This is a genomic window from Acuticoccus sp. MNP-M23, from assembly GCF_031195445.1.
Classification (GTDB): domain Bacteria; phylum Pseudomonadota; class Alphaproteobacteria; order Rhizobiales; family Amorphaceae; genus Acuticoccus.
Window position 1 is genome coordinate 395,334 of record NZ_CP133480.1, and the last position, 20,494, is coordinate 415,827.

21 protein-coding genes and 1 tRNA gene are annotated in these 20,494 nt (G+C 64.1%); 16 read left to right on the forward strand and 6 right to left on the reverse strand.

The window, feature by feature from the left end:
* Positions 1 to 28: 28 nt before the first annotated feature.
* Positions 29 to 604: a TetR family transcriptional regulator gene (locus RDV64_RS01860; RefSeq protein WP_309197592.1), complete on the reverse strand. Its 576-nt coding sequence runs from the start codon at positions 602 to 604 to the stop codon at positions 29 to 31.
* Between the two features lie 52 nt (positions 605 to 656).
* On the opposite strand from RDV64_RS01860, the gene RDV64_RS01865 reads away from it, so the two are divergent.
* From RDV64_RS01865 to RDV64_RS01920, 12 genes are all read left to right on the forward strand, one after another.
* Positions 657 to 1,496, forward strand: coding sequence for an SDR family oxidoreductase (locus RDV64_RS01865; protein ID WP_309197593.1), 840 nt, complete (start codon positions 657 to 659; stop codon positions 1,494 to 1,496).
* A 257-nt stretch (positions 1,497 to 1,753) separates the two neighbouring features.
* Positions 1,754 to 2,779: a P-type conjugative transfer ATPase TrbB gene (gene trbB, locus RDV64_RS01870; RefSeq protein WP_309197594.1), complete on the forward strand. Its 1,026-nt coding sequence runs from the start codon at positions 1,754 to 1,756 to the stop codon at positions 2,777 to 2,779.
* Positions 2,760 to 3,092: a TrbC/VirB2 family protein gene (locus tag RDV64_RS01875; RefSeq protein WP_309197595.1), complete on the forward strand. Its 333-nt coding sequence runs from the start codon at positions 2,760 to 2,762 to the stop codon at positions 3,090 to 3,092. Before trbB ends, RDV64_RS01875 begins: the two co-directional genes overlap by 20 nt.
* Positions 3,092 to 3,373: a VirB3 family type IV secretion system protein gene (locus RDV64_RS01880; RefSeq protein WP_309197596.1), complete on the forward strand. Its 282-nt coding sequence runs from the start codon at positions 3,092 to 3,094 to the stop codon at positions 3,371 to 3,373. Before RDV64_RS01875 ends, RDV64_RS01880 begins: the two co-directional genes overlap by 1 nt.
* A 16-nt stretch (positions 3,374 to 3,389) precedes the next feature.
* On the forward strand, positions 3,390 to 5,855 hold the full coding sequence (gene trbE / locus RDV64_RS01885; protein ID WP_309197597.1) for a conjugal transfer protein TrbE: 2,466 nt from the start codon (positions 3,390 to 3,392) through the stop codon (positions 5,853 to 5,855).
* The gene (gene trbJ, locus RDV64_RS01890; RefSeq protein ID WP_309197598.1) at positions 5,842 to 6,615 is read left to right on the forward strand and encodes a P-type conjugative transfer protein TrbJ; all 774 of its coding nucleotides are present in this window, start codon (positions 5,842 to 5,844) and stop codon (positions 6,613 to 6,615) included. The genes trbE and trbJ overlap by 14 nt, the downstream gene beginning before the upstream one ends.
* 30 nt (positions 6,616 to 6,645) lie before the next feature.
* On the forward strand, positions 6,646 to 6,927 hold the full coding sequence (gene trbK-alt, locus RDV64_RS01895) for a putative entry exclusion protein TrbK-alt (protein WP_309199594.1): 282 nt from the start codon (positions 6,646 to 6,648) through the stop codon (positions 6,925 to 6,927).
* A 6-nt stretch (positions 6,928 to 6,933) separates the two neighbouring features.
* Positions 6,934 to 8,286, forward strand: coding sequence for a P-type conjugative transfer protein TrbL (gene trbL / locus RDV64_RS01900; RefSeq protein ID WP_309197599.1), 1,353 nt, complete (start codon positions 6,934 to 6,936; stop codon positions 8,284 to 8,286).
* The gene (gene trbF, locus RDV64_RS01905) at positions 8,283 to 8,972 is read left to right on the forward strand and encodes a conjugal transfer protein TrbF (RefSeq protein ID WP_309197600.1); all 690 of its coding nucleotides are present in this window, start codon (positions 8,283 to 8,285) and stop codon (positions 8,970 to 8,972) included. The genes trbL and trbF overlap by 4 nt, the downstream gene beginning before the upstream one ends.
* On the forward strand, positions 8,969 to 9,946 hold the full coding sequence (gene trbG, locus RDV64_RS01910) for a P-type conjugative transfer protein TrbG (RefSeq protein WP_309197601.1): 978 nt from the start codon (positions 8,969 to 8,971) through the stop codon (positions 9,944 to 9,946). The genes trbF and trbG overlap by 4 nt, the downstream gene beginning before the upstream one ends.
* Positions 9,943 to 11,112 (forward strand): TrbI/VirB10 family protein, encoded by a 1,170-nt coding sequence (locus RDV64_RS01915; protein ID WP_309197602.1) that lies wholly within the window; start codon positions 9,943 to 9,945, stop codon positions 11,110 to 11,112. The genes trbG and RDV64_RS01915 overlap by 4 nt, the downstream gene beginning before the upstream one ends.
* A gap of 3 nt (positions 11,113 to 11,115) precedes the next feature.
* The gene (locus RDV64_RS01920) at positions 11,116 to 11,379 is read left to right on the forward strand and encodes a DUF2274 domain-containing protein (protein ID WP_309197603.1); all 264 of its coding nucleotides are present in this window, start codon (positions 11,116 to 11,118) and stop codon (positions 11,377 to 11,379) included.
* Here RDV64_RS01920 and RDV64_RS01925 read toward each other — a convergent pair.
* The gene (locus tag RDV64_RS01925) at positions 11,312 to 12,283 is read right to left on the reverse strand and encodes a LysR substrate-binding domain-containing protein (protein WP_309197604.1); all 972 of its coding nucleotides are present in this window, start codon (positions 12,281 to 12,283) and stop codon (positions 11,312 to 11,314) included. The genes RDV64_RS01920 and RDV64_RS01925 overlap by 68 nt on opposite strands.
* 737 nt (positions 12,284 to 13,020) lie before the next feature.
* A complete protein-coding gene (locus tag RDV64_RS01930) occupies positions 13,021 to 13,713 on the reverse strand; it encodes a glutathione S-transferase N-terminal domain-containing protein (protein ID WP_309197605.1) in 693 nt (230 codons plus the stop codon).
* Between the two features lie 256 nt (positions 13,714 to 13,969).
* Between RDV64_RS01930 and RDV64_RS01935 the strand changes: the two genes are divergently transcribed.
* Together RDV64_RS01935 and RDV64_RS01940 are read left to right on the forward strand one after the other, a co-directional pair.
* Complete coding sequence (locus RDV64_RS01935) at positions 13,970 to 15,397, forward strand: PLP-dependent aminotransferase family protein (RefSeq protein ID WP_309197606.1); 1,428 nt, start codon at positions 13,970 to 13,972, stop codon at positions 15,395 to 15,397.
* Between the two features lie 145 nt (positions 15,398 to 15,542).
* Positions 15,543 to 16,175: a LysE family translocator gene (locus tag RDV64_RS01940; protein ID WP_309197607.1), complete on the forward strand. Its 633-nt coding sequence runs from the start codon at positions 15,543 to 15,545 to the stop codon at positions 16,173 to 16,175.
* A 420-nt stretch (positions 16,176 to 16,595) separates the two neighbouring features.
* Here the strand turns inward: RDV64_RS01940 and RDV64_RS01945 are convergent.
* From RDV64_RS01945 to mtaB, 3 genes are all read right to left on the reverse strand, one after another.
* Positions 16,596 to 16,672, reverse strand: a tRNA-Arg gene (locus RDV64_RS01945).
* Positions 16,673 to 16,900: 228 nt separating this feature from the next.
* Positions 16,901 to 17,971 (reverse strand): signal recognition particle-docking protein FtsY, encoded by a 1,071-nt coding sequence (gene ftsY, locus RDV64_RS01950; RefSeq protein ID WP_309197608.1) that lies wholly within the window; start codon positions 17,969 to 17,971, stop codon positions 16,901 to 16,903.
* On the reverse strand, positions 17,968 to 19,203 hold the full coding sequence (gene mtaB, locus RDV64_RS01955) for a tRNA (N(6)-L-threonylcarbamoyladenosine(37)-C(2))-methylthiotransferase MtaB (RefSeq protein WP_309199595.1): 1,236 nt from the start codon (positions 19,201 to 19,203) through the stop codon (positions 17,968 to 17,970). The genes ftsY and mtaB overlap by 4 nt, the downstream gene beginning before the upstream one ends.
* 144 nt (positions 19,204 to 19,347) lie before the next feature.
* On the opposite strand from mtaB, the gene RDV64_RS01960 reads away from it, so the two are divergent.
* A complete protein-coding gene (locus RDV64_RS01960) occupies positions 19,348 to 19,887 on the forward strand; it encodes a GNAT family N-acetyltransferase (RefSeq protein WP_309197609.1) in 540 nt (179 codons plus the stop codon).
* A complete protein-coding gene (locus tag RDV64_RS01965) occupies positions 19,884 to 20,435 on the forward strand; it encodes an inorganic diphosphatase (RefSeq protein ID WP_309197610.1) in 552 nt (183 codons plus the stop codon). Before RDV64_RS01960 ends, RDV64_RS01965 begins: the two co-directional genes overlap by 4 nt.
* Positions 20,436 to 20,494: the final 59 nt, after the last annotated feature.

Genomic DNA, 20,494 nt, shown 5'->3' on the forward strand with positions numbered 1-20,494 from the left:
TCATTGCATCATGGCGTTGCAGAGGTACTCAATCGTCTTCCCGGTCATCCACAAGACCCTGTATGGACGCGGAGAGCAGTTCACCGAGAGCGGCCTGATCCGCGTTCGCGAGCGCATCCAGGCGTGCGATGCGATAGATCGTATCGACGCCGGTCAGGATCGCGATGACAAGGGCCGCCCGAAGCCTTGTCTGGGCACCGCCGATCCGGGATGCCAGAACGTCGACGACCTTTCCGGTCAACGCCTCGTTGATCTGCGAGCCGACTTCGGGACTGCCGACGGAATTCAGCAAGGCCCGGTTGGGATCGAAACCCTGTTTGTGTCCCGGATCGAGCATCATTCGCGCGACCCGCGCACCGAAGTCCGTCATATCGCCCTGAAGCAGGGCGTCGATGTTGAAATGCGGGAGAATGGCGGCTTCGAACAGTCCTTTCTTAGAACCGTAGTAGCGGCTGATCAGCGCGGCATCGACGCCCGCGTCCCGGGCGATCTCGCGCAGGCCGACCGCGTCATAACCACTGGCCTCGAAATGATGCCGGGCGGATTGTTCGATGGCTGCGCGGGTCGCTTCGGCATTGCGCGGTCTTTTTCGGTGTGCGGGCATTTTGGGCCTCTTGCAAGTCAACATACGATGACTTAAGTCATCGAGTGTTGATATGAGCGATCGAGAACGAATTGGCAAGCCAATGGCACATGAGCGAAATACCGAAACGACCGGCAAACCAGGCGCCGCGCTGATTACCGGCGCCTCCAGTGGAATTGGCGAGGCTCTGGCCCGCATCCACGCCGAAAACGGCGGCGATCTTGTATTGGTGGCACGACGCAGGGACCGGCTTGAGGCGCTGAAGCACGAACTGGAAACTGCGCATGGCATCGCAGTCACGGTGCTGGCCGAGGATTTGGCGGATGAGAGCGCCCCACGTCGCATATACGACCGCGTCAAGAGGGACGGCATCGAGATCGCGTTTCTCATGAACAATGCCGGTTTCGGTGGGCTCGGCAGGTTCGACCAGGGGGACTGGTCGGCGGACCGGGCGATGATACAGGTGAACATGATCGCGCTGACCGCGCTCACGCGTTTGTTCCTGCCGGACTTCGTGGCGCGCGGATCGGGGCGTATCCTGAACACATCGTCGAGTGGCGCGCTGACGCCCGGACCGATGCAGGCGGTCTATTACGCTAGCAAGGCCTATGTGACCTCGTTCAGCAACGCGGTCTCCGAGGAACTGAGAGGAACCGGGGTTACGGTCACAGCCATAATGCCTGGCCCCGTAGATACCGGGTTCGAGCAGGCCGCCGGTATGGGTAAGCTGGGGCTCTACAAGGGCGCCTCATCCGCGCGCACCGTCGCCGAAGACGGCTACCGCGCGATGATGAACGGAAGACTTGAAATCATCACCGGCATGAGCGCGATGCAGCGTGTCATGGTCCAACTGCTGCCCTTTGCTCCGAAGCGACTGGTCCTAAAAATAATCCACCGTATGCAAACGGCCTGATTGGAACACGCAGAGAATCCGAAGCCGGACGCGAGCATGTTGGGATCGTGCTGATCTGTGTAACATTTTGAATGGGCGCTTTGTCCGCTTAGCCGTCATTCGCCAAACGTCGTGGTTCAGAGTCACCGCCGTTTCCCTGTCTTTGCACGCTAGGCTGCGACGCCGCTAATTCCTTGTTGATTCAGCCCTAAATCGGGCTCTTTTAATCGTCCCCGCATGGGGATCGCCTGTTTGTCCCCGCTGGAATCGGGGATCGGATGGCAGCCTCACATCACACTTCGGAAGGGATCGCCCGTGGCGCGCGGATGCTCCGCACCGCGCTCGGTCCAGCCATCGCGACTTTCCTGGAAGACCCGGGCGTCGTCGAGGTGATGCTGAACCCGGACGGGCGGCTCTGGATCGATCTCCTCGCCGAGGGACTGTCCGATACGGGCGAGCGCCTCGCACCGGAAGACGGCGAACGCATCATCCGGCTGGTCGCCCACCATGTCGGCGCCGAGGTCCATACGGCGAGCCCGCGCGTCTCGGCGGAACTGCCCGGAACGGGAGAGCGGTTCGAGGGGCTTCTGCCGCCCGTGGTGGCGGCACCAGCCTTCGCGATCCGCAAGCCGGCCGTCGCGGTGTTTTCCCTCGACGACTATGTCGCCGCCGGCATCATGACGGCCGAGCAGGCCTCGGCGCTGCGGGCCGGCGTCACGGCGCGCGCCAACATTCTCGTTGCCGGCGGCACCTCGACGGGCAAGACCACGCTCACCAATGCGCTGCTGGCCGAGGTCGCGAAGACCGCCGACCGCGTCGTCATCATCGAGGATACGCGCGAGCTGCAATGCGGCGCGCCGAATCTCGTCGCAATGCGGACGAAGGACGGCGTCGCTTCGCTCTCCGATCTCGTCCGCTCGTCCCTGCGCTTGCGGCCAGACCGCATCCCCATCGGCGAGGTCCGCGGTAGCGAGGCGCTCGATCTGCTTAAGGCCTGGGGCACCGGCCATCCCGGCGGCGTCGGCACGATCCATGCCGGCACAGCGCTCGGCGCGCTGCGCCGTCTCGAACAGCTCATTCAGGAAGCCGTCGTCACCGTCCCGCGCGCTCTGATCGCGGAGACGATCGATCTCGTGGCCGTGCTGTCGGGACGCGGCTCCGCGCGCCGCCTCGCAGAGCTCGCCCGCGTCGAGGGCCTCACGCCCAACGGCGATTATCGCCTCGCGGGAGCGATCGCCGCTCCGGACGCACCTCTTCCCACAGCAACCGCAAAGGACAGCTCCCATGAACCAGATTCTGCATAACACGCGCCAGAGACTGGCGACCGCGGCGTCGGTCGTGGTCATTGCCATGATGACGGCGCCCGCCGCGCACGCCTCCGGCTCCTCCATGCCCTGGGAGGCGCCACTCCAGTCGATCCTCGAATCCATCGAGGGGCCGGTCGCCAAGATCATCGCCGTCATCATCATTATCATCACCGGCCTGACGCTCGCCTTCGGCGACACGTCCGGCGGGTTCCGGCGCCTGATCCAGATCGTCTTCGGCCTGTCGATCGCCTTCGCGGCGAGCTCCTTCTTCCTGTCCTTCTTCTCCTTCGGCGGCGGGGCGCTGATCTGATGGCAGCGGACGAAGGGCACAGCGGAGAACTGCTCGGTTTCTCAGTTCCTGTTCACCGGGCGCTGACCGAACCGATCCTGTTGGGCGGCGCGCCGCGCGCGATCGCCATCATGAACGGCACGCTCGCCGGGGCGGTCGGTCTCGGCCTGCGGCTTTGGCTGGTCGGCATCGCGATCTGGGCGGTCGGACACTTCGCGGCGGTCTGGGCCGCCAAGCGCGATCCGCTCTTCGTAGAGGTCGGCCGCCGCCATCTGCGCATTCCCGCGCATCTGACGGTGTGAAGTGGGAGGCGCAGCGATGATGAACCTCGCCGAATACCGCAACCGCAACACCCGGCTTGCCGACTATCTGCCCTGGGTGGCGCTGGTCGAGAAGGGCACCGTCCTCAACAAGGACGGCAGCTTTCAGCGCACGGCGCGCTTCCGGGGGCCGGATCTCGATTCCGCGGTCCCGGCGGAGCTCATCGCTGTTGCCGGCAGGCTGAACAACGCCTTCCGCCGTCTCGGCTCCGGCTGGGCGATTTTCGTCGAGGCGCAGCGCCACCCCTCGAACCTCTATCCCGACAGTCGCTTTCCCGATGCGGCCTCCGCTCTGGTCGATGCCGAGCGCAAGGCAAGCTTCGAGGAAGCCGGGTCGCATTTTGAATCCAGCTATTTCCTCACCTTCACTTATCTGCCGCCGGCCGAGGACGCCGCGCGTGCCGAGAGCTGGCTCTATGAAGGTCGCGAGACCAAGGGCATCGATCCGCACGAGATTTTGACCGGCTTCGCCGACCGCGCCGATCGCGTGCTTCGCCTGGTCGATGCCTTCATGCCCGAATGCCGCTGGCTCGATGACGCCGAGACGCTGACCTATCTGCACGGTTGCGTTTCCACCAAGCGCCATCGTGTCCGCGTCCCCGAAACGCCTATGTATCTGGACGCGCTGCTCGCGGACCAGCCGCTCGCCGGCGGGCTGGAGCCACGGCTCGGCGACGAGCATCTGCGCGTCCTGACGATCACCGGATTTCCGACGACGACCACGCCTGGCCTGCTCGACGAGCTCAACCGGCTCGCCTTCCCCTATCGCTGGTCGACCCGCGCGATCCTCATGGACAAGACCGATGCGACCAAACTGCTGACGCGCATCCGGCGCCAGTGGTTCGCCAAGCGCAAGTCGATCGCCGCCATCCTCAAGGAGGTGATGACCAACGAGGCCTCGGTGCTGGTCGACACCGATGCGTCGAACAAGGCGGCCGATGCCGATCTCGCCCTGCAGGAGCTCGGCGCGGACTATGCCGGTGTCGCCTATGTCACCGCGACGGTGACGGTGTGGGACACCGATCCGCGCGTCGCCGACGAAAAGCTGCGTCTGGTCGAGAAGGTCATCCAGGGTCGCGACTTCACCGCGATGCCCGAGACCATCAACGCAGTCGATGCGTGGCTCGGATCGCTGCCCGGACATGTCTACGCCAATGTCCGCCAACCGCCGATCTCCACGCTCAATCTCGCCCACATGATCCCCCTCAGTGCCGTGTGGGCGGGGCCGGAACGGGATGAACACCTTGCAGCGCCCCCATTGCTGTTCGGCAAGACCGAGGGCTCGACCCCGTTCCGGTTTTCCCTTCATGTCGGCGATGTCGGGCACACGCTCGTCGTCGGCCCGACCGGCGCGGGAAAGTCCGTGCTGCTGGCGCTGATGGCCCTGCAGTTCCGTCGCTATGCCGGCGCCCAGGTCTTCGCCTTCGACTTCGGAGGCTCGATCCGCGCCGCCGCGCTCGCCATGGGCGGCGACTGGCACGATCTCGGCGGTGGCCTGACCGAAGGCGATGACCAGAGCGTCTCGCTGCAGCCGCTCTCTCGCCTCGAAGAGACGGCCGAACGGGCCTGGGCGGCCGACTGGGTCGTTGCGATCCTGATGCGCGAAGGCGTCGAGATCACGCCCGAGGTGAAGGAGCATCTCTGGACGGCGCTGACTTCGCTTGCCTCGGCGCCCGCCGGCGAACGCACGATCACAGGCCTGGCCGTGCTGCTCCAGTCCAACGATCTCAAACAGGCGCTCAGGCCCTATTGCGTCGGCGGCGCCTATGGCCGCCTGCTTGACGCCGAATCCGAGCATCTCGGTGAAGCGACCGTGCAGGCCTTCGAGACCGAGGGGCTGATCGGCACCGGCGCGGCGCCCGCGGTCCTCGCTTATCTCTTCCATCGCATCGAGGACCGGCTAGACGGCTCACCGACGCTCATCATCATCGACGAGGGCTGGCTGGCGCTCGACGATGAGGGGTTCGCCGGTCAACTTCGCGAATGGCTGAAGACGCTCCGGAAGAAGAACGCCTCCGTCGTCTTTGCCACGCAGAGCCTCAGCGATATCGACGGTTCGGCGATCGCGCCGGCCATCATCGAGAGCTGCCAGACACGGTTGCTGCTCCCGAACGAACGCGCGATCGAGCCGCAGATCACCACGATCTATCGGCGCTTCGGCCTCAATGATCGCCAGATCGAGATCCTCGCGCGGGCCACGCCCAAGCGCGACTACTACTGCCAGTCACGGCGCGGCAACCGCCTCTTCGAACTGGGCCTCAGCGAAGTGGCGCTCGCGCTCTGCGCCACCTCCGCCAAGACCGATCAGGCCGCCATCGCGCGCATCCTTGCCGAACATGGCCGCACGGGCTTCCTCGCCGCCTGGCTGCGGGAGCGCGGTGCCGACTGGGCGGCCGATCTCATTCCCGATCTCAGCAATCTCATTCCCCAGCCCAAGAAGGAGACTGACCATGAAGACACGTAAATCGCGCTCGCGCGCGCTGCGCTTTGCTGCCGCGCTCATCGCCGCACCGGTCGCGGTGCTACCAATGGTGCTGGCGCCACCGGCCTCCGCGGCATGGATCGTCTACGATCCCACCAACTATGCGCAGAACGTGCTGCAGGCTGCCCGCGCCCTCGAACAGATTAACAACCAGATCACATCGCTTCAAAACGAGGCGCAGATGCTGATCAATCAGGCGCGCAACCTGACAAGCCTGCCTTACTCCTCGCTGCAGCAATTGCAGCAGGCGGTCGGCCGCACGCAATCCCTGCTTCAGCAGGCACAGAACATCGCCTTCGATGTCCAGCAGATCGACCAGGCCTTCCAGCAGAAATACGCCAATATCGACATGAGCGCTTCCGAGCAGCAACTCGTGGCCGATGCCCGCTCGCGCTGGGAGAATACCGTCGGCGGCCTGCAGGACGCGATGCGCGTCCAGGCTGGCGTTGTCGGCAATATCGAGACCAACCGCGCCCAGATGGAAGCGCTGGTTGACCAGAGCCAGGGCGCGACAGGCGCCCTGCAGGCGACCCAAGCCGGAAATCAGTTGCTCGCATTGCAGGCGCAACAGCTCGCCGATCTGACGGCCGTCATCGCCGCCAACGGCCGGGCGCAGGCACTGACCGACGCCGAGCGCGCGGCCGCGGCCGAACAGGGGCGTGTGCAGCGCGAGCGCTTCCTGACGCCCGGCAGCGGCTATCAGCCCGGCAACGCGCAGATGTTTAACAACGGCAACAACTGACTTGGGCCGATGGCCGGAAAGGGGGAAGCGATGGAAGGCAAGACGTTGGCGCGGATCGGAGCGATCGTCTTCGTCGCCTTTGCCATGATAGCGACGGTCATCGAGTTGACGCGGGAAGACGAACCCGCACGACCGGCTCCCGCGCCAGCGTTTGCGCCTGCCGTCGATCCGCTGCGCGCTGAGCAGCGCCGCTGCCAGCAACTGGGTGAGGCCGCTGTCCGGGACACCGAGTGTCTCGCGGTCTGGGCCGAGACCCGCGACCGTTTCCTTGGCCGCGCACCGTCCGACGCTGCATCCAGAGGTGAGGAATAACGACCCATGGGCGGCACCGGCGTCATCGACAATTTCCTGGGGGTCTTCACCAGCTATATCGACAGCGGCTTCGGTCTGCTCGGCGGCGAGGTCGCCTTCATCGCCACCACGTTAATCGTCATCGACGTGACGCTCGCCGCGCTCTTCTGGTCCTGGGGCGCCGACGACGACATCATCGCACGGCTCATCAAGAAGACTCTGTTCGTCGGCGTCTTCGCCTACATCATCGGCAACTGGAACAATCTCGCCCGCATCGTCTTCGAGAGCTTCGCCGGCCTCGGCCTGATGGCGTCGGGTACGAGTTTCTCCGCAACCGATCTGATGCGGCCAGGCCGCGTGGCACAGACCGGGCTCGATGCGGCGCGGCCGTTGCTCGAATCCATTTCGGACCTGATGGGCTGGGTCGCCTTCTTCGAGAACTTTATCCAGATCGCCTGCCTGCTCTTTGCCTGGGCGCTGGTCCTGCTCGCCTTCTTCATCCTCTCCATCCAGCTCTTCATCACCCTGATCGAGTTCAAGCTGACGACACTCGCCGGGTTCGTCCTCATTCCCTTCGGCCTTTTCGGCAAGACCGCCTTCATGGCCGAGCGGGTGCTCGGCAACGTCATCTCCTCGGGCATCAAGGTGCTGGTGCTGGCCGTCATCATCGGCATCGGCTCGACCCTGTTCTCGCAGTTCACCGCCGGCTTCGGCGGCGTTACCCCCACAATCGACGAGGCCATGGCCGTGGTGCTCGCGGCACTGTCACTGCTTGGCCTCGGAATTTTCGGGCCGGGCATCGCCAACGGCATCGTTTCCGGAGGGCCGCAACTCGGCGCGGGTGCTGCGGTCGGGACCGGCCTTGCCGTGGGCGGCGCTGCCCTGGCGGGTGCCGGTGCCGCGGGTCTCGCAGCGAGAGGCGGCGGCATGGCGCTCTCCGGTACAGCCGCCGCCGCGCGCGGCGGCGCATCGGCCGCGGGTGGAGCCGCAACTGCCTATAGCCTCGGATCGGCCAGTCAGTCCGGCGCTGCCGGCGTTGCTTCCGGTCTCGGCGCGGTGGCGAGCACAGGCGCGAAGGCCGCGACGTCCCCGTTGCGGAGCGCCGCGGCCAGAGCGTCCGGCAGCATGAAACAGAGTTTCCAGTCGGGCGCTCGATCGGCCTTCGAAACGACCGGCGGGACACTGGGCGATACCGCCAGCACTGCAGGCGCCGCCGCCGCTCCATCCACACCAACCGATGGTGCGCCTGACTGGGCGAAGCGCATGAAGCGCTCGCAGCGTCTTTCCCACGGCGTCCAGGCCGCCGCGCATGCCGTGCGCTCCGGCGACAGCCACGGCGGCGCCAGTTCCGTCAATCTTTCCGAGGGGAATCGCTCATGAGCTTCTTCAAACGATCCACCACCCACTACGGCAAAGCCCCCGAACCGGAGACGCCATATCAACGCGCGGCCCAGGTCTGGGACGAACGCATCGGCTCCGCCCGCGTCCAGGCCCGCAACTGGCGTCTGATGGCGTTCGGCTGCCTGATCCTCTCCGGCGGCTTCGCCGGCGCCCTTGTCTGGCAGTCCACGACCGGCAACGTCGTGCCCTGGGTCGTCGAAGTCGACAATCTCGGCGAAGCCCATGCTGTCGGCCCCGCGGACGCCAGCTTCGAGCCGAGCGATCCGCAGATCGCCTTCCATCTCGCACACTTTATCGAGCAGGTGCGCGCGATCCCCGCTGACGCAATCATCGTGCGCCAGAACTGGCTGCGCGCTTACGAGTTCACCACCGATCGCGGCGCACTCGCCCTCAATGACTATGCCCGCGCCAACGACCCGTTCACACGGGTCGGACGTCAGCAGATCGCGGTGGAGGTCTCCAGCGTCATTCGCGCCTCGCCGAATTCCTTCCGCGTCGCCTGGACGGAGCGACACTATGAGAACGGCCAGTTGTCTACGACAGAGCGATGGACCGCAATCCTGACCATCGTCATCCAGCCCCCACGTGACACCGAGAGGCTGCGCGCCAACCCGCTCGGCATCTACGTCAACGCCATCAACTGGTCGCGGGAGATGGGGCAATGAGCACGATTGTCCGCAAACCCGCGCTTCCGGTTCTCCGTAAAACCGCATTGCCGCTTGCACTGATCTCCGCATCGGCGCTCGCCGGATGCGCCACTTATCGTCCGCCGGAGATCAGCTACGATGACAGCGTGCCGCCGCTGCCCAGGGTCGAGCGACCCGCGGTCGATGAACGGCCGAGGCCGCTCCACACGCCGCCGGCCTGGACGGTCGCGCGAGGTGGGCAGGCATCTTCCACACCAACGGGACAGGTCGAGAATGCCAATGTGGCCGCCCGAGTCGAGCCTCGCCGGGAAGGCTACTACAACGCCATCCAGATCTATCCCTGGAGCGAGGGGGCGCTGTATCAGGTCTACGCCGCACCCGGCCAGATCACCAACATCGCGCTCGAACCGGGCGAGGCGCTGACAGGCGCGGGACCGATCGCGGCCGGGGACACCGCCCGCTGGATCATCGGCGACACCGAAAGCGGCGCTGGAACAACTCGGCGCGTCCATATCCTTGTCAAGCCGACGCGACCGGACATTGTGACCAACCTCGTCATCACCACGGACCGCAGAACGTACATGATCGAGTTGCGGTCGCGCGACGATCCCTACATGCCCGCCGTCGCCTGGGCCTATCCGCAACCGCCCGCCACGCAGCGCGCAACGCCGACAACTCCGAGGATTCCGGCGGCAGCCGCCCGCCACTATCGCTACGGACTGCAGGGCGAAAGCCCGCCTTGGCGGCCGGTCTCGGTCTTCGACGACGGGCGACGGGTCTATATCGTTTTCCCCGCCGGGATCGTGCAGGGCGAGATGCCACCGCTCTTCGTCCTCGGCTCGGATGGCGAGCCGGAGATCGTGAACAGCCGCATCTACCGAAACATCCTGATCGTCGACCGCATCTTCGCGGCGGCCGAACTGCGGCTCGGCGGCGGCGACCGCCAGCAGACCGTCAGGATCGTGCGTACCGACGGGAGGCCCGGATCATGAGCGACATCGACAACACTAGGGAAGAAGGTGCGCCACTCGAAGCACCGTCCGCCGACACCGCCGAACCGATGCGCCTCCGGGGAACACCGCCGCGTGTGACGCGGCTCTCGCGCCGGGTTCTCGCGGGCCTCGGTCTGGTCGGAGCGCTCGGTGTGGGTGGCGCCCTGATCTACGCGCTTCAGACACCGGACAACGGAACCGGCGGAGACGAGCTCTATTCGACCGAGAACCGCAATACCGCCGATGGATTGAACGACCTGCCCAGCGACTACACCGGTCCGGTTCTCGGTCCACCACTTCCCGGCGATCTCGGCCGACCGATCCTCGATGCGCAAGAACGGGGTCAACCAGTCCCGCCGCCGGCGATCAATGCACCGGCCGTCGATCCGGAGGAACAGAGACGGCTCGCCGAAGAGGAAGCGGCGCGCACCAGCCGTGTTTTCTTCCAGACCGCACCAGGCGCCACGCGGGAAACCTCGGGACCAAACCTTGCTGGGCTCAATCTCGGCAATCAGCAGGGCGTCGCGCAGAACAACGATCTCGCCTTCCTCAACGCTCCCGTTGACCGGCGTACCGTGGCGCTCGACCGCGTGATGCCGCCGGCATCGCCATTTGTGTTGCAGGCCGGATCCGTCATTCCGGCGGCGCTGATCACCGGCATCCGCTCCGATCTTCCCGGGCAGATCACCGCACAGGTCACCCAGCACATCTATGATAGTCCGAGCGGCAGCATGGTGCTGATCCCGCAGGGCACGCGCATCATCGGCGAATACAGCAATGATGTGGGGCTCGGTGATCGGCGCGTGCTGCTCGTCTGGAACCGACTGATCTTCCCCAACGGCCGCTCCATCGTCCTTGAACGCCAGCCCGGCGCCGATACCCAAGGCTATGCCGGCCTGGAGGACGGGGTCGACTACCACTGGTGGGATCTGGCCAAGGCCGCCGGGCTCTCCACTTTGCTTTCGGTCGGGGCCGAACTCACCATGGATGACGACGACCGTCTGATTCAGGCCATCCGCAATGGCGCGCAGGACACGATCAACGATGTAGGCCAGCAGATCGTCCAGCGCCAGTTGCAGGTCGCACCGACGCTAACGATCCGGCCGGGCTTCCCGGTGCGTGTCATCGTCACCCGCGATCTCATCCTCGAATCCTATGGAGGCTGAGCCATGACCGCCAAGCTGAAGCTCTCATCCGTTCCAGATGACAAACCCGTCAAGCTGTCGGTGGAACTCCCTCCGGAAGTCCACCGCGACCTGCTCGACTACGCCGCCCTGATGGCGCGCGAGACCGGACAGACGCCGCCCGAACCGGGAAAGCTGATCGCGCCCATGCTACAGCGGTTCATGGCGACGGACCGGGCCTTCAAGAAGGCCCGGAAGACGCTGCATCAGCCTTCGCGACCTCGCGCGCCAGACTCAGAAACCGCCTGAGCGCCGGATTATCGTTCTCCGGTCGCCAGGTCAGCGAGAAGGGGATGGTCTCCGCTGTCCCGCTTTCCTTGAGCGGGATGAACACGACATTCGGATAGCGGACACCACACCATTGTGCGCAAACAAGACTGATGCCGAGCCCGAGACCTACCAGATTCATGAGGCCCTCGCGCCGCATCCCCTGCACCTCTATGCAGGCCTGGCGCCCGAAATCGCTGATCCTTCGGATGATATAATCATGAATTGTCGGCCCGGGCACGTCGGCGCTCACGATGAAGGACATCGCCGCCACATCCGACCAATCGACACAGCGCCGCCCGACCAGGGGATGATCTCCCGCGACGGCGATATAGAGGGGCACCCTTGTAAGCAGCATCATGTCGCCATGCTCGGATGTCGGCTCGCCCGCTGCTCCGACCACGTCGATGCTTCTATGGCTGAGGGAGGTCATCAATTCGCCGAGGTCTGCTTCCGTGAAGGACAGGTCGACATCGGCGTGTTGCATTTGAAATCTGGCGACGACCTCGCGTAAGGGTCCCCGAGAAAGCGATGCGGTCAGGCCCATGCGCAACCGCCCGTTTCCGGCTGTGCCGGCGGACTGCGCGGCGCGCACCGTGTCCAAAAACTGATTGGCGATCTGCCGCGATCGGGTGGCGAAATTCCAGCCTGCCGATGTTAGGCGCGCTCCGGTCGCGCTTCTCTCGAACATCGAGACACCGAGCACGTCTTCCAGTTTCTGAATTCGTCGTGTGACGGCGGACTGGCCGATACCCAGCAGCTTGCCAGCCTTACGAAAACTCCCGGCTTCAGCAACAGCAAGGACTGTTTCTACATCGTAGAGCTCGAGATGTTGGCACTGACACCAGATCTGTAGCCGCAGCGTTTGAGTTTGACGCGAAACCAACACCGCAAACTCCTATTGGAGCCACTGCGTTAGCGCCTTCTGATCCACGGTGTAGGGATTTTCCGCGTTATCGAAGAAGATTAGGACGAAGGAACCCCCGTTGGCGAGAAGCGTGCTCAGTTCGCACGTAAACCGCTCCCCATTGCACGCAGAAAGGCTGCGCCCACTCATGCGCACAATCGGAAAATCGCTCGTGTCGTGAAACTGAATTGAAAAAGTTGCATCGCAAACCCTGTATGGTCCTGAAGCTGAGCCTGACGCAGGCGCAGCGATCGAGGTGCCACGATGCCCGCGAGCGCTGATTGCCACCGAGATCATCGCGTTCCCTCTCCTTCGCTCGTGAATAGCGATTCTCCTCAGAATTTCGGCTCCTGAGAAGACCCAAGATCGGTCAAGCTTATGGAGCCAATCGCCTGGCTCAGACCTAGCACCCTGCCCGACCCTGACAGGGCTTCTTTCGTGCTCTCATGTCATTAGGAGAGCAGGCTCCTGCGATTATTCGACGTGCGAGGTTGCAAAGTATCCCAGTCATCCGGAGTCCCGAGGCGCACCGCTAATTAGTCGGGTGTATCATGATCGTCCGCGAGGAGTTGCGTCGTACACTGCAGACAAGATTGATGACGAATAATCGCACCCGAAGGCGCCCAGGGTTCATGGGTCGCAACTACGCCGTCCACACGACGCACCAGCAGGCGAGCACGACAAGCGTTGGGTCACTCGCAGTTGTGCCTGAAGGACTACTTGCTAGAGCTGCCGAAAAGGGTGCGTCGCTCCCCGTCCGACAGTTGCTTTCTGCCACCGGCGTAGACGTCCTCAACACCGTCATAGGCCCGCCGGGTCGCCGGACGTGCTGCAATCGTTTCAAACCAGCGGTCTAGATGTGAATAGTCGCGCAGATTCTGGCCCAACCCGACGTGAGGCACGACCCAAGGATAGCAGGCGATGTCGGCGATCGAGTAGTCGTCGGCGATGAACGTGTGATCGCGCAATCGTCTGTCGAGCACACCGAACAGGCGCGCGGTTTCCCTCGTATAGCGTTCCACAGCATAGGGAACATCCTCCGGGGCGTAGACGCGGAAGTGCCCGGCTTGGCCGGCCATGGCTCCCAATCCGCCTATCTGCCAGAACAGCCATTGAAGGACGACCTGCCGCTGCCGCGGGGCGCTCGGCACAAGCTTGCATGCCTTCTCGGCCAGATAGAGCAAAATCGCGCCGGACTCGAACATCGGTATGGCCCCGCCGCCATCGGCCGGAGCGTGATCAACCAGCGCCGGAATCTTGCCGTTGGGTGAGATTGCCAGAGATTCCGGAGTGAACTGTTCGCCCCTCGAGAGCCTTATCGGAACGATCCGGTGCGGCAACTCGGCCTCTTCCAGAAACAGCTTCAGCTTCTGCCCGTTCGGTGTCGGCGCATAATAAAGATCGATCATCGACGTTGCCCTTTTCCGGTGGGCTGTCCATCGACGATGGGCAGCCACGAAACGGTGCAGTCAATTTCCGCAACGGGTAAGTTCCAAGTCTGTCAACTAACTGAGAACCAACACCGAAGGGGTGCTTGGCTTCCCCCGGATAGGTGCCGATCGACCAGCCGTGGCTCTCGGCATAAAGCAATCCGTTGTTCGCGGTCCCGTGCTGAAATATGGTTCCTCAAACGGAACAGGTTGCCGTATGTCTATAGAACCAATTTTGAATATCGCCATCGAGCTCCCCGAGAAGGCTTCGCGCGACCTCCTGCGCTCACTCCATCGGCAATTACGGGCAGCCATAGTAGACGGACGGCTAAAGGCCGGAGTGCGCCTTCCACCGACACGCGCACTGGCGAAGGCGCTGGGTATCTCGCGAAATACAGCCATTGCTGCCTATGATCTGTTGTTGAGTGAAGGTTATGTGGAGGCTCGCGGCGGCGCCGGCACTTACGTCATTGATCTCCGCCCAAGGCTCACCCGCCCCAAGGCACCTCCACCCGACCCAGAGGCCGATACGCGGTTGGCGTCCCAATGGCGCGGCTGGCGTCCCGTCAAGGAATTCTGCAGCGACCAGGTTTTCCGCTATGACTTTATCGCTGGTGTGCCGAGTATGGCGTTTCCGTTCGACATCTGGCAGCGTCTCTCGACCCGCGCTGCGCGGCAGGTTGCACGGCGCAAGGTACAGGAACGCGATCCGGCCGGTGAATATTCTCTGCGCGAGGCTATCGCCAACCACGTCTCCTTCGTCCGTGCGGTTGCCTGCACGCCCGACGATATCGTCGTCACCGGTGGCGCGCGCCAAGCGATCGATCTGATTGCGCGCATCCTCGTGACACCTGGCCAAACCGAAGCGGCGATCGAGGATCCCGGCTACGGACCGACCCGTCGCTCGCTGGAGATCGCCGGCGCGATTATCCGAGCAACACCGGTCGATGCTGAAGGCCTCGTAGTTGAGCGCCTGCCGCCAAGCGCGCGCATCGTCTGTGTGACCCCTTCACATCAGTTTCCCCTTGGCGTCGTCATGTCGGCGGCGCGGCGGCGCGCGCTGCTCGATTTTGCGGCGAGCTTTAACGCGGTGATCATCGAGGACGACTACGACAGCGAGTTCCGGCACGATCATCAGCCGCTCGACGCATTGCAGACACTCGACCGAGCTGAGACCGTCTTTTATGTAGGCACGTTCTCGAAAAGCATGTTTCCAGAACTTCGCGTTGGTTTCGTGGTTGTCCCCCGCTGGGCGCGCTATGCGCTGACGCTGGCCAAACAGCTCAACGACTGGCATTGCCCGCTCATCACCCAGCTTGCGCTGGCGGATTTCATCGCCGAAGGGCATCTGGCACGACATGTACGCAGGATGCGCCGCATTTACAGCGAACGCCACAGAGCCCTCACTGAGGCGATCGCCCATCACTTCGATGACCGACTGCAATTGTTTCCCGCCCATGCCGGAGTCCATCTCGCCGCAGGTTCGGACTCACTGGACGACCGAAGGCTTGTCGTCAAAGCGGAGGCAAAGGGAATTCGCGTTGAAGACATCGCTCGCTATGCGGTGCGCGATATCGATCAGCGTGGCCTTGTGTTCGGCTTCGGTTTGATTCGGGCAGAGGACATAGAGCCGGCTGTAAAGATACTGGCGCGACTGGCATGAGGTATGTCACTAGTTCAATCGGTGCCCTTCGATTGGCTCTATAATATATCCTAATCATGGCCCCTTATAGGAGCCATCGATTCGGGCACTGTCTGAGCAATCTGAATTGCCGACCGAGAATCACTCAATCTGACGGGCCCCCGACATGCTGGAACTCTATCTCCCCGGATTGCTGCTCGCTTGGAGCGCCTATGGGATGGGCATTCTGAGCCCCGGGCCAAACGTGCTCGCCGTCATGGGAACGTCCATGGAAGAGGGGCGCGGCGCGGGCGTGACGCTTGCTGCTGGCATGGTCAGCGGCACGCTTGTCTGGGGTACGATGACATTACTCGGGCTGAATGCCTTACTTGCGCTCTATGCCGGTACGCTCATTCTCATCAAGATTGCGGGCGCTGCCTATCTGATTTGGCTCGCCTGGAAATCCTTCCGCGCCGCGATGACGCACGGCTCCGACATGCCGGAAGGGTCCGGAGACGGCACCATAGCGGGGCACCTCTATTTACGCGGCCTCGCCATCCAGCTCTCTAACCCCAAGGCGGCGCTGACCTGGATCGCGATCATGTCGCTAGGGATGCGCGACGGCGCACCCATCTGGATCGGCATGGCGGTTGTCGCTGGCTGTTTTTTTATCTCGCTCGCGGGCCATATGGCGTATGCGCTTCTCTTCTCCGCACCGCCGGTCGGCCGGATCTATCTGCGCACCAAGCGCTGGATACAGGGCGTGCTGGGTGTCTTCTTCTGCTTCGCCAGTTGGAAGCTCATCACCTCGAAACTATAAAACGCACGCTCCAGTCGTACTGGCTGTTGATGCGGAATAGACAATGAATTAGAATTGAATTGGCGAAAGATGATTTCGCGAAACCCCCAGTTACCGATGTTGAGAAGTCTACCAACTTCTACAAAGCAATTGGTTGCAGGAAGACCGAAGACATCAGTGAGGAACAGTCTTCGATAATGGTATGGTCGGACATGATCAGCTTCATGCTCCTTGCCCACGAGAAGTCCGGAGGGTTTTCCGCGAGACCAATTTCCGGTGGAGAGATCAGCGAGGTTCTGCTTGTCCTGTCCCGCAACAGCCGTGAACGCATCGACGCCATCACGCGGGTGGCAGGGTCCAATAGATGTTGCCAGCATGGGTTATGCTGCAGAAGTGGCGGCGCTGTCGCACTGAGCGATTTTGGCTGAATTTTTTATGAAATGGCGCACCCATCAGGATTCGAACCTGAGACCTCTACCTTCGGAGGGTAGCGCTCTATCCAGCTGAGCTATGGGTGCTTACCGCGTCGCAACTGCTTACGCAGTGCTTACGTGAACTTTTCGCGAGTTGAAAGATCAGAACGAGGGCCTCGCAAATCCTTGTTATTATAGTCCTTTTTCGTTTCCTCTTTGTCGCCGAGCCCCTTGACATCAGCCTTCGGAGGGCAGCGCTCTATCCAGCTGAGCTACGGGTGCTGACCGGGGGAGAGACGTAGCCGATCGCAAAGAGATCGGCAAGGCGCCTTGTCAGACGAGACCGGCAATTGCACGGGCATAATCGCGCGCGGCAAACGGGGCGAGATCGTCGACCCCCTCGCCCACGCCGATGAAGTGGATCGGAAGGCCGTGCTTGGCGCCGATGGCGACCAGAATGCCGCCGCGGGCAGTGCCGTCGAGCTTGGTCATGACGAGGCCCGTCACGCCAACGCTCTTCTTGAAGATGTCCACCTGGTTCATGGCGTTCTGGCCGGTGGTGGCGTCGAGCGTCAGGAGGACGGCGTGGGGCGCGGCCGGGTTCTTGCGCTTGATGATCCGGACGATCTTTTCCAGCTCCGCCATCAGCTCGGCCTTGTTCTGGAGGCGGCCGGCCGTGTCGACAATCAGGAGATCTGCGCTGGCGGCCTTGTCCATGGCGTCGAACACCAGGCCCGCCGGGTCAGCGCCCTGCTCGCCCGACACAACGGTCGCGCCGGAGCGTTCGCCCCAGATCTTCAGCTGCGCCACTGCGGCGGCGCGGAAGGTGTCGCCGGCCGCCAGCACAACGCGCTTGCCCGCGGCGGCCTGCTGGGCGGCAATCTTGCCAATGGTTGTGGTCTTGCCCGTGCCGTTGACGCCCACCACCAGCACAACGTAGGGCGCGGGGCCGATTTCGAGCGGACGGGCGAGCGGCGCCAGCACCTTCTCGATCTCGCTGGCCAGAACTTCCTGCAATTCCTCCGCCTCGATGCCCTTGGCAAAGCGGGATTCGGACAGGCGATCGGTGATGGCCATTGCGGTTTCGATGCCGAGATCGGCCTCGATCAAAATGTCTTCGAGGTCCTGAAGGGAGCTGGCGTCGAGCTTCTTCTTGGTGAAGAGGCCGGAAACGCTGTCACCCAGCTTGGAAGACGACCGGCTGAGGCCCGACGTCAGCCGAGAAAACCAGCGCTTCTTCGGCTCGGCGGATGCAGTGTCCGTCGCCGGAACCGGCGGCGTAGGGGTGGTGCCCGGTTGCGCCGTCTCTGCGGGTGCAGCGGGCGCGGAGGATGCTGCGTCCGCCTTGGGGTCGTCAGCTTTCTTGCGGCCGAAGCCCCAGAATGAACGGCGTCCTTCGCTCACGATGCACCGTCCACAACCAGCGTCTCTCCAGAGAGGCCCGTGACGCGGCCCGTCATCATTGTGCCCGGCGCAATGGCCGCGCCTTCGATGCGGGCGGAAAAATAGTGCGGCGTGCGGCCCTTGTTGCCGTCCTCCACCAGCACCGCCACCGAACGGCCCACTTGTGCCGCCAGCGCGCGGCCCATGGCGGCGCCGGCCTCGGCGCGCAGGATCGCGGCGCGGGCCTTCACGGTCTGGCGGTCCACCTGGGGCATGCGCGCGGCGGGGGTGCCGGTGCGCGGCGAAAACGGGAAGACATGAATGTGGGTGAGGCCGCAGTCTTCGATGATGCGGCGGGTGTTTTCGAACATTTCGTCCGTTTCGGTCGGGAAGCCGGCGATGATGTCCGCGCCAAACGCAATGTCCGGCCGGCGGGCGCGGATGGATGCGCAGAACGCCAGCGCATCGGCACGCAGGTGGCGGCGCTTCATGCGTTTCAGCACCATGTCGTCGCCGGCCTGGAGCGAAAGGTGGAGGTGGGGCATCAGGCGCGGTTCATCGGCGATGAGGTCGACCAGCTCGTCGTCCACCTCGATGCTGTCGATGGAGGAAAGGCGGAGGCGCGCAAGGTCCGGCACCAGCTTCAGGATGCGGCCGACGAGCGCGCCGAGGCGGGGCGCGCCCGGAAGGTCGCCGCCGTAGCTGGTGAGGTCGACGCCGGTCAGCACCACCTCGCGGTGTCCGCTGTCCACCAGCAGTCTGACCGCATCCACCACCCGGCCCATGGGCACGGAGCGGGACGGCCCGCGCCCGAACGGGATGATGCAGAAGGTGCAGCGGTGGTCGCACCCGTTCTGCACCTCGACGAAGGCGCGGGTGCGGCTCGCGAAACCCTCGATGAGGTGGCCCGCGGTCTCGCGCACTTCCATGATGTCGGTGACGGCGACGGGGCCGGCGCGGTCCAGCCCCTGCCAGAAGCCGGGGCTCAGCTTCTCCGCGTTGCCGGCAACCACGTCCACCTCGTCCATCGCGGCGAACGCGGCGGGGTCGATCTGCGCGGCGCAGCCGGTGGCGATGATCCGGGCCGCGGGATTCTCGCGCCGCGCCTTGCGGATCGCCTGGCGCGCCTGGCGCACGGCTTCCTGCGTGACGGCGCAGGTGTTCACGATCACAGCATCATCGTGGCCGGCAGCGGTTGCGAGCGCGCGGATACGCTCGCTCTCAAGCGCGTTGAGGCGGCAGCCGAAGGTCATCACTTCGGGGGCGGGCAGGGTCACAGGTGCATTCACGGTGCGTGATATGCGCCGGGCGGCCCTTGCTTGCAACTGGCTCCAGCCTTCCGGCGTGACGCTTTTTTGGCTTGCAGCCGCCGCATTCGTCCAGCACCATCCATAATCATGACGACCGAAGCCATTGCCATCCGCACCGCAAGACCGGACGACGCATTCGGCGTTGCGGAAGTGCACGACTCCGCGTGGCGTTTCGCCTACCGCGGAATTTTGCCCGGCACCGAGCTGGAGCGGATGATTGCAAGGCGCGGCACCCAGTGGTGGGCGAGAGCCATCTCACGCCGGGTGCCGATCATTGTGCTGGAAGCCGGCGGCGCGGTGCGCGGCTATATCACCTATGGCGCGAGCCGGATGCGGACCCTCCCCTACCGGGCCGAGATCTATGAGCTTTACATCCAGCCCGAATTCACCGGCCTCGGCTTCGGCCGCAGGATGTTCCGCACCGTGCAGGAGCGGCTGGCCCGCCGCGGCCACGACCGGCTCGTCGTCTGGTGCCTTTCGGAAAACACCGACGGGTGCGCATTTTACGAGCGTCTGGGCGGCAAGGTGGTCGCCAACGCGCGCGAACCCTTCGAGACCGCGGATGTCGCCAAGCTGGCCTACGCGTTCGACCGCAAGGCCCTGCCGCGCGTCAGGCTGAAGCGTTGATCCGGCTCGATGCGCTGACCCTGGGCGCCGCACCGCCCGAGGACATCAACGTCCTCATCACGGTGTCCTGCGGGGCCGAGCCGTTCGACGTGCGGGTGGATGACAGGTCCGGCGCCCTTACCGTGTCCCAGCTCCTGCACAGCACCATGCGCACGCCCGGCAACCTCGGCGTCATCCCCCACACCCAGGGCGACAATGCCGACCCGCTGCAGGCCCTGGTGCTGACCAGCCACGTTCTGGCGCCGGGCATGGTGATTGCCGCCCGCCCCGTGGGCGTCCTTTACGTTTCCGGCGATGCAGCGGACGAAGCCACGGTGCTGGCGGTGCCGGCGGCCCGGCTCTCCGCGCGGCACGCCGCCATCGCCAACTATACAGACCTTCCGTCAGGCGAGCTGCGCCAGATCGCCCACTTCTTCAGCCATTACCGCGACATGGAGGACGCGCGCCCGGCCCGCTCCGCCGGATGGGGCGATGTGAGCGAAGCGCGGCGCGTCATCATGGAAGCCTCCGAACGCGTCCGCGACCATCTGCCGCTCATCGACCGCTGAGCGCAATCTGTCGCCGGAGGCCCACCAGAGCCATCTGACGCAAGCGATCCGCAATGCGG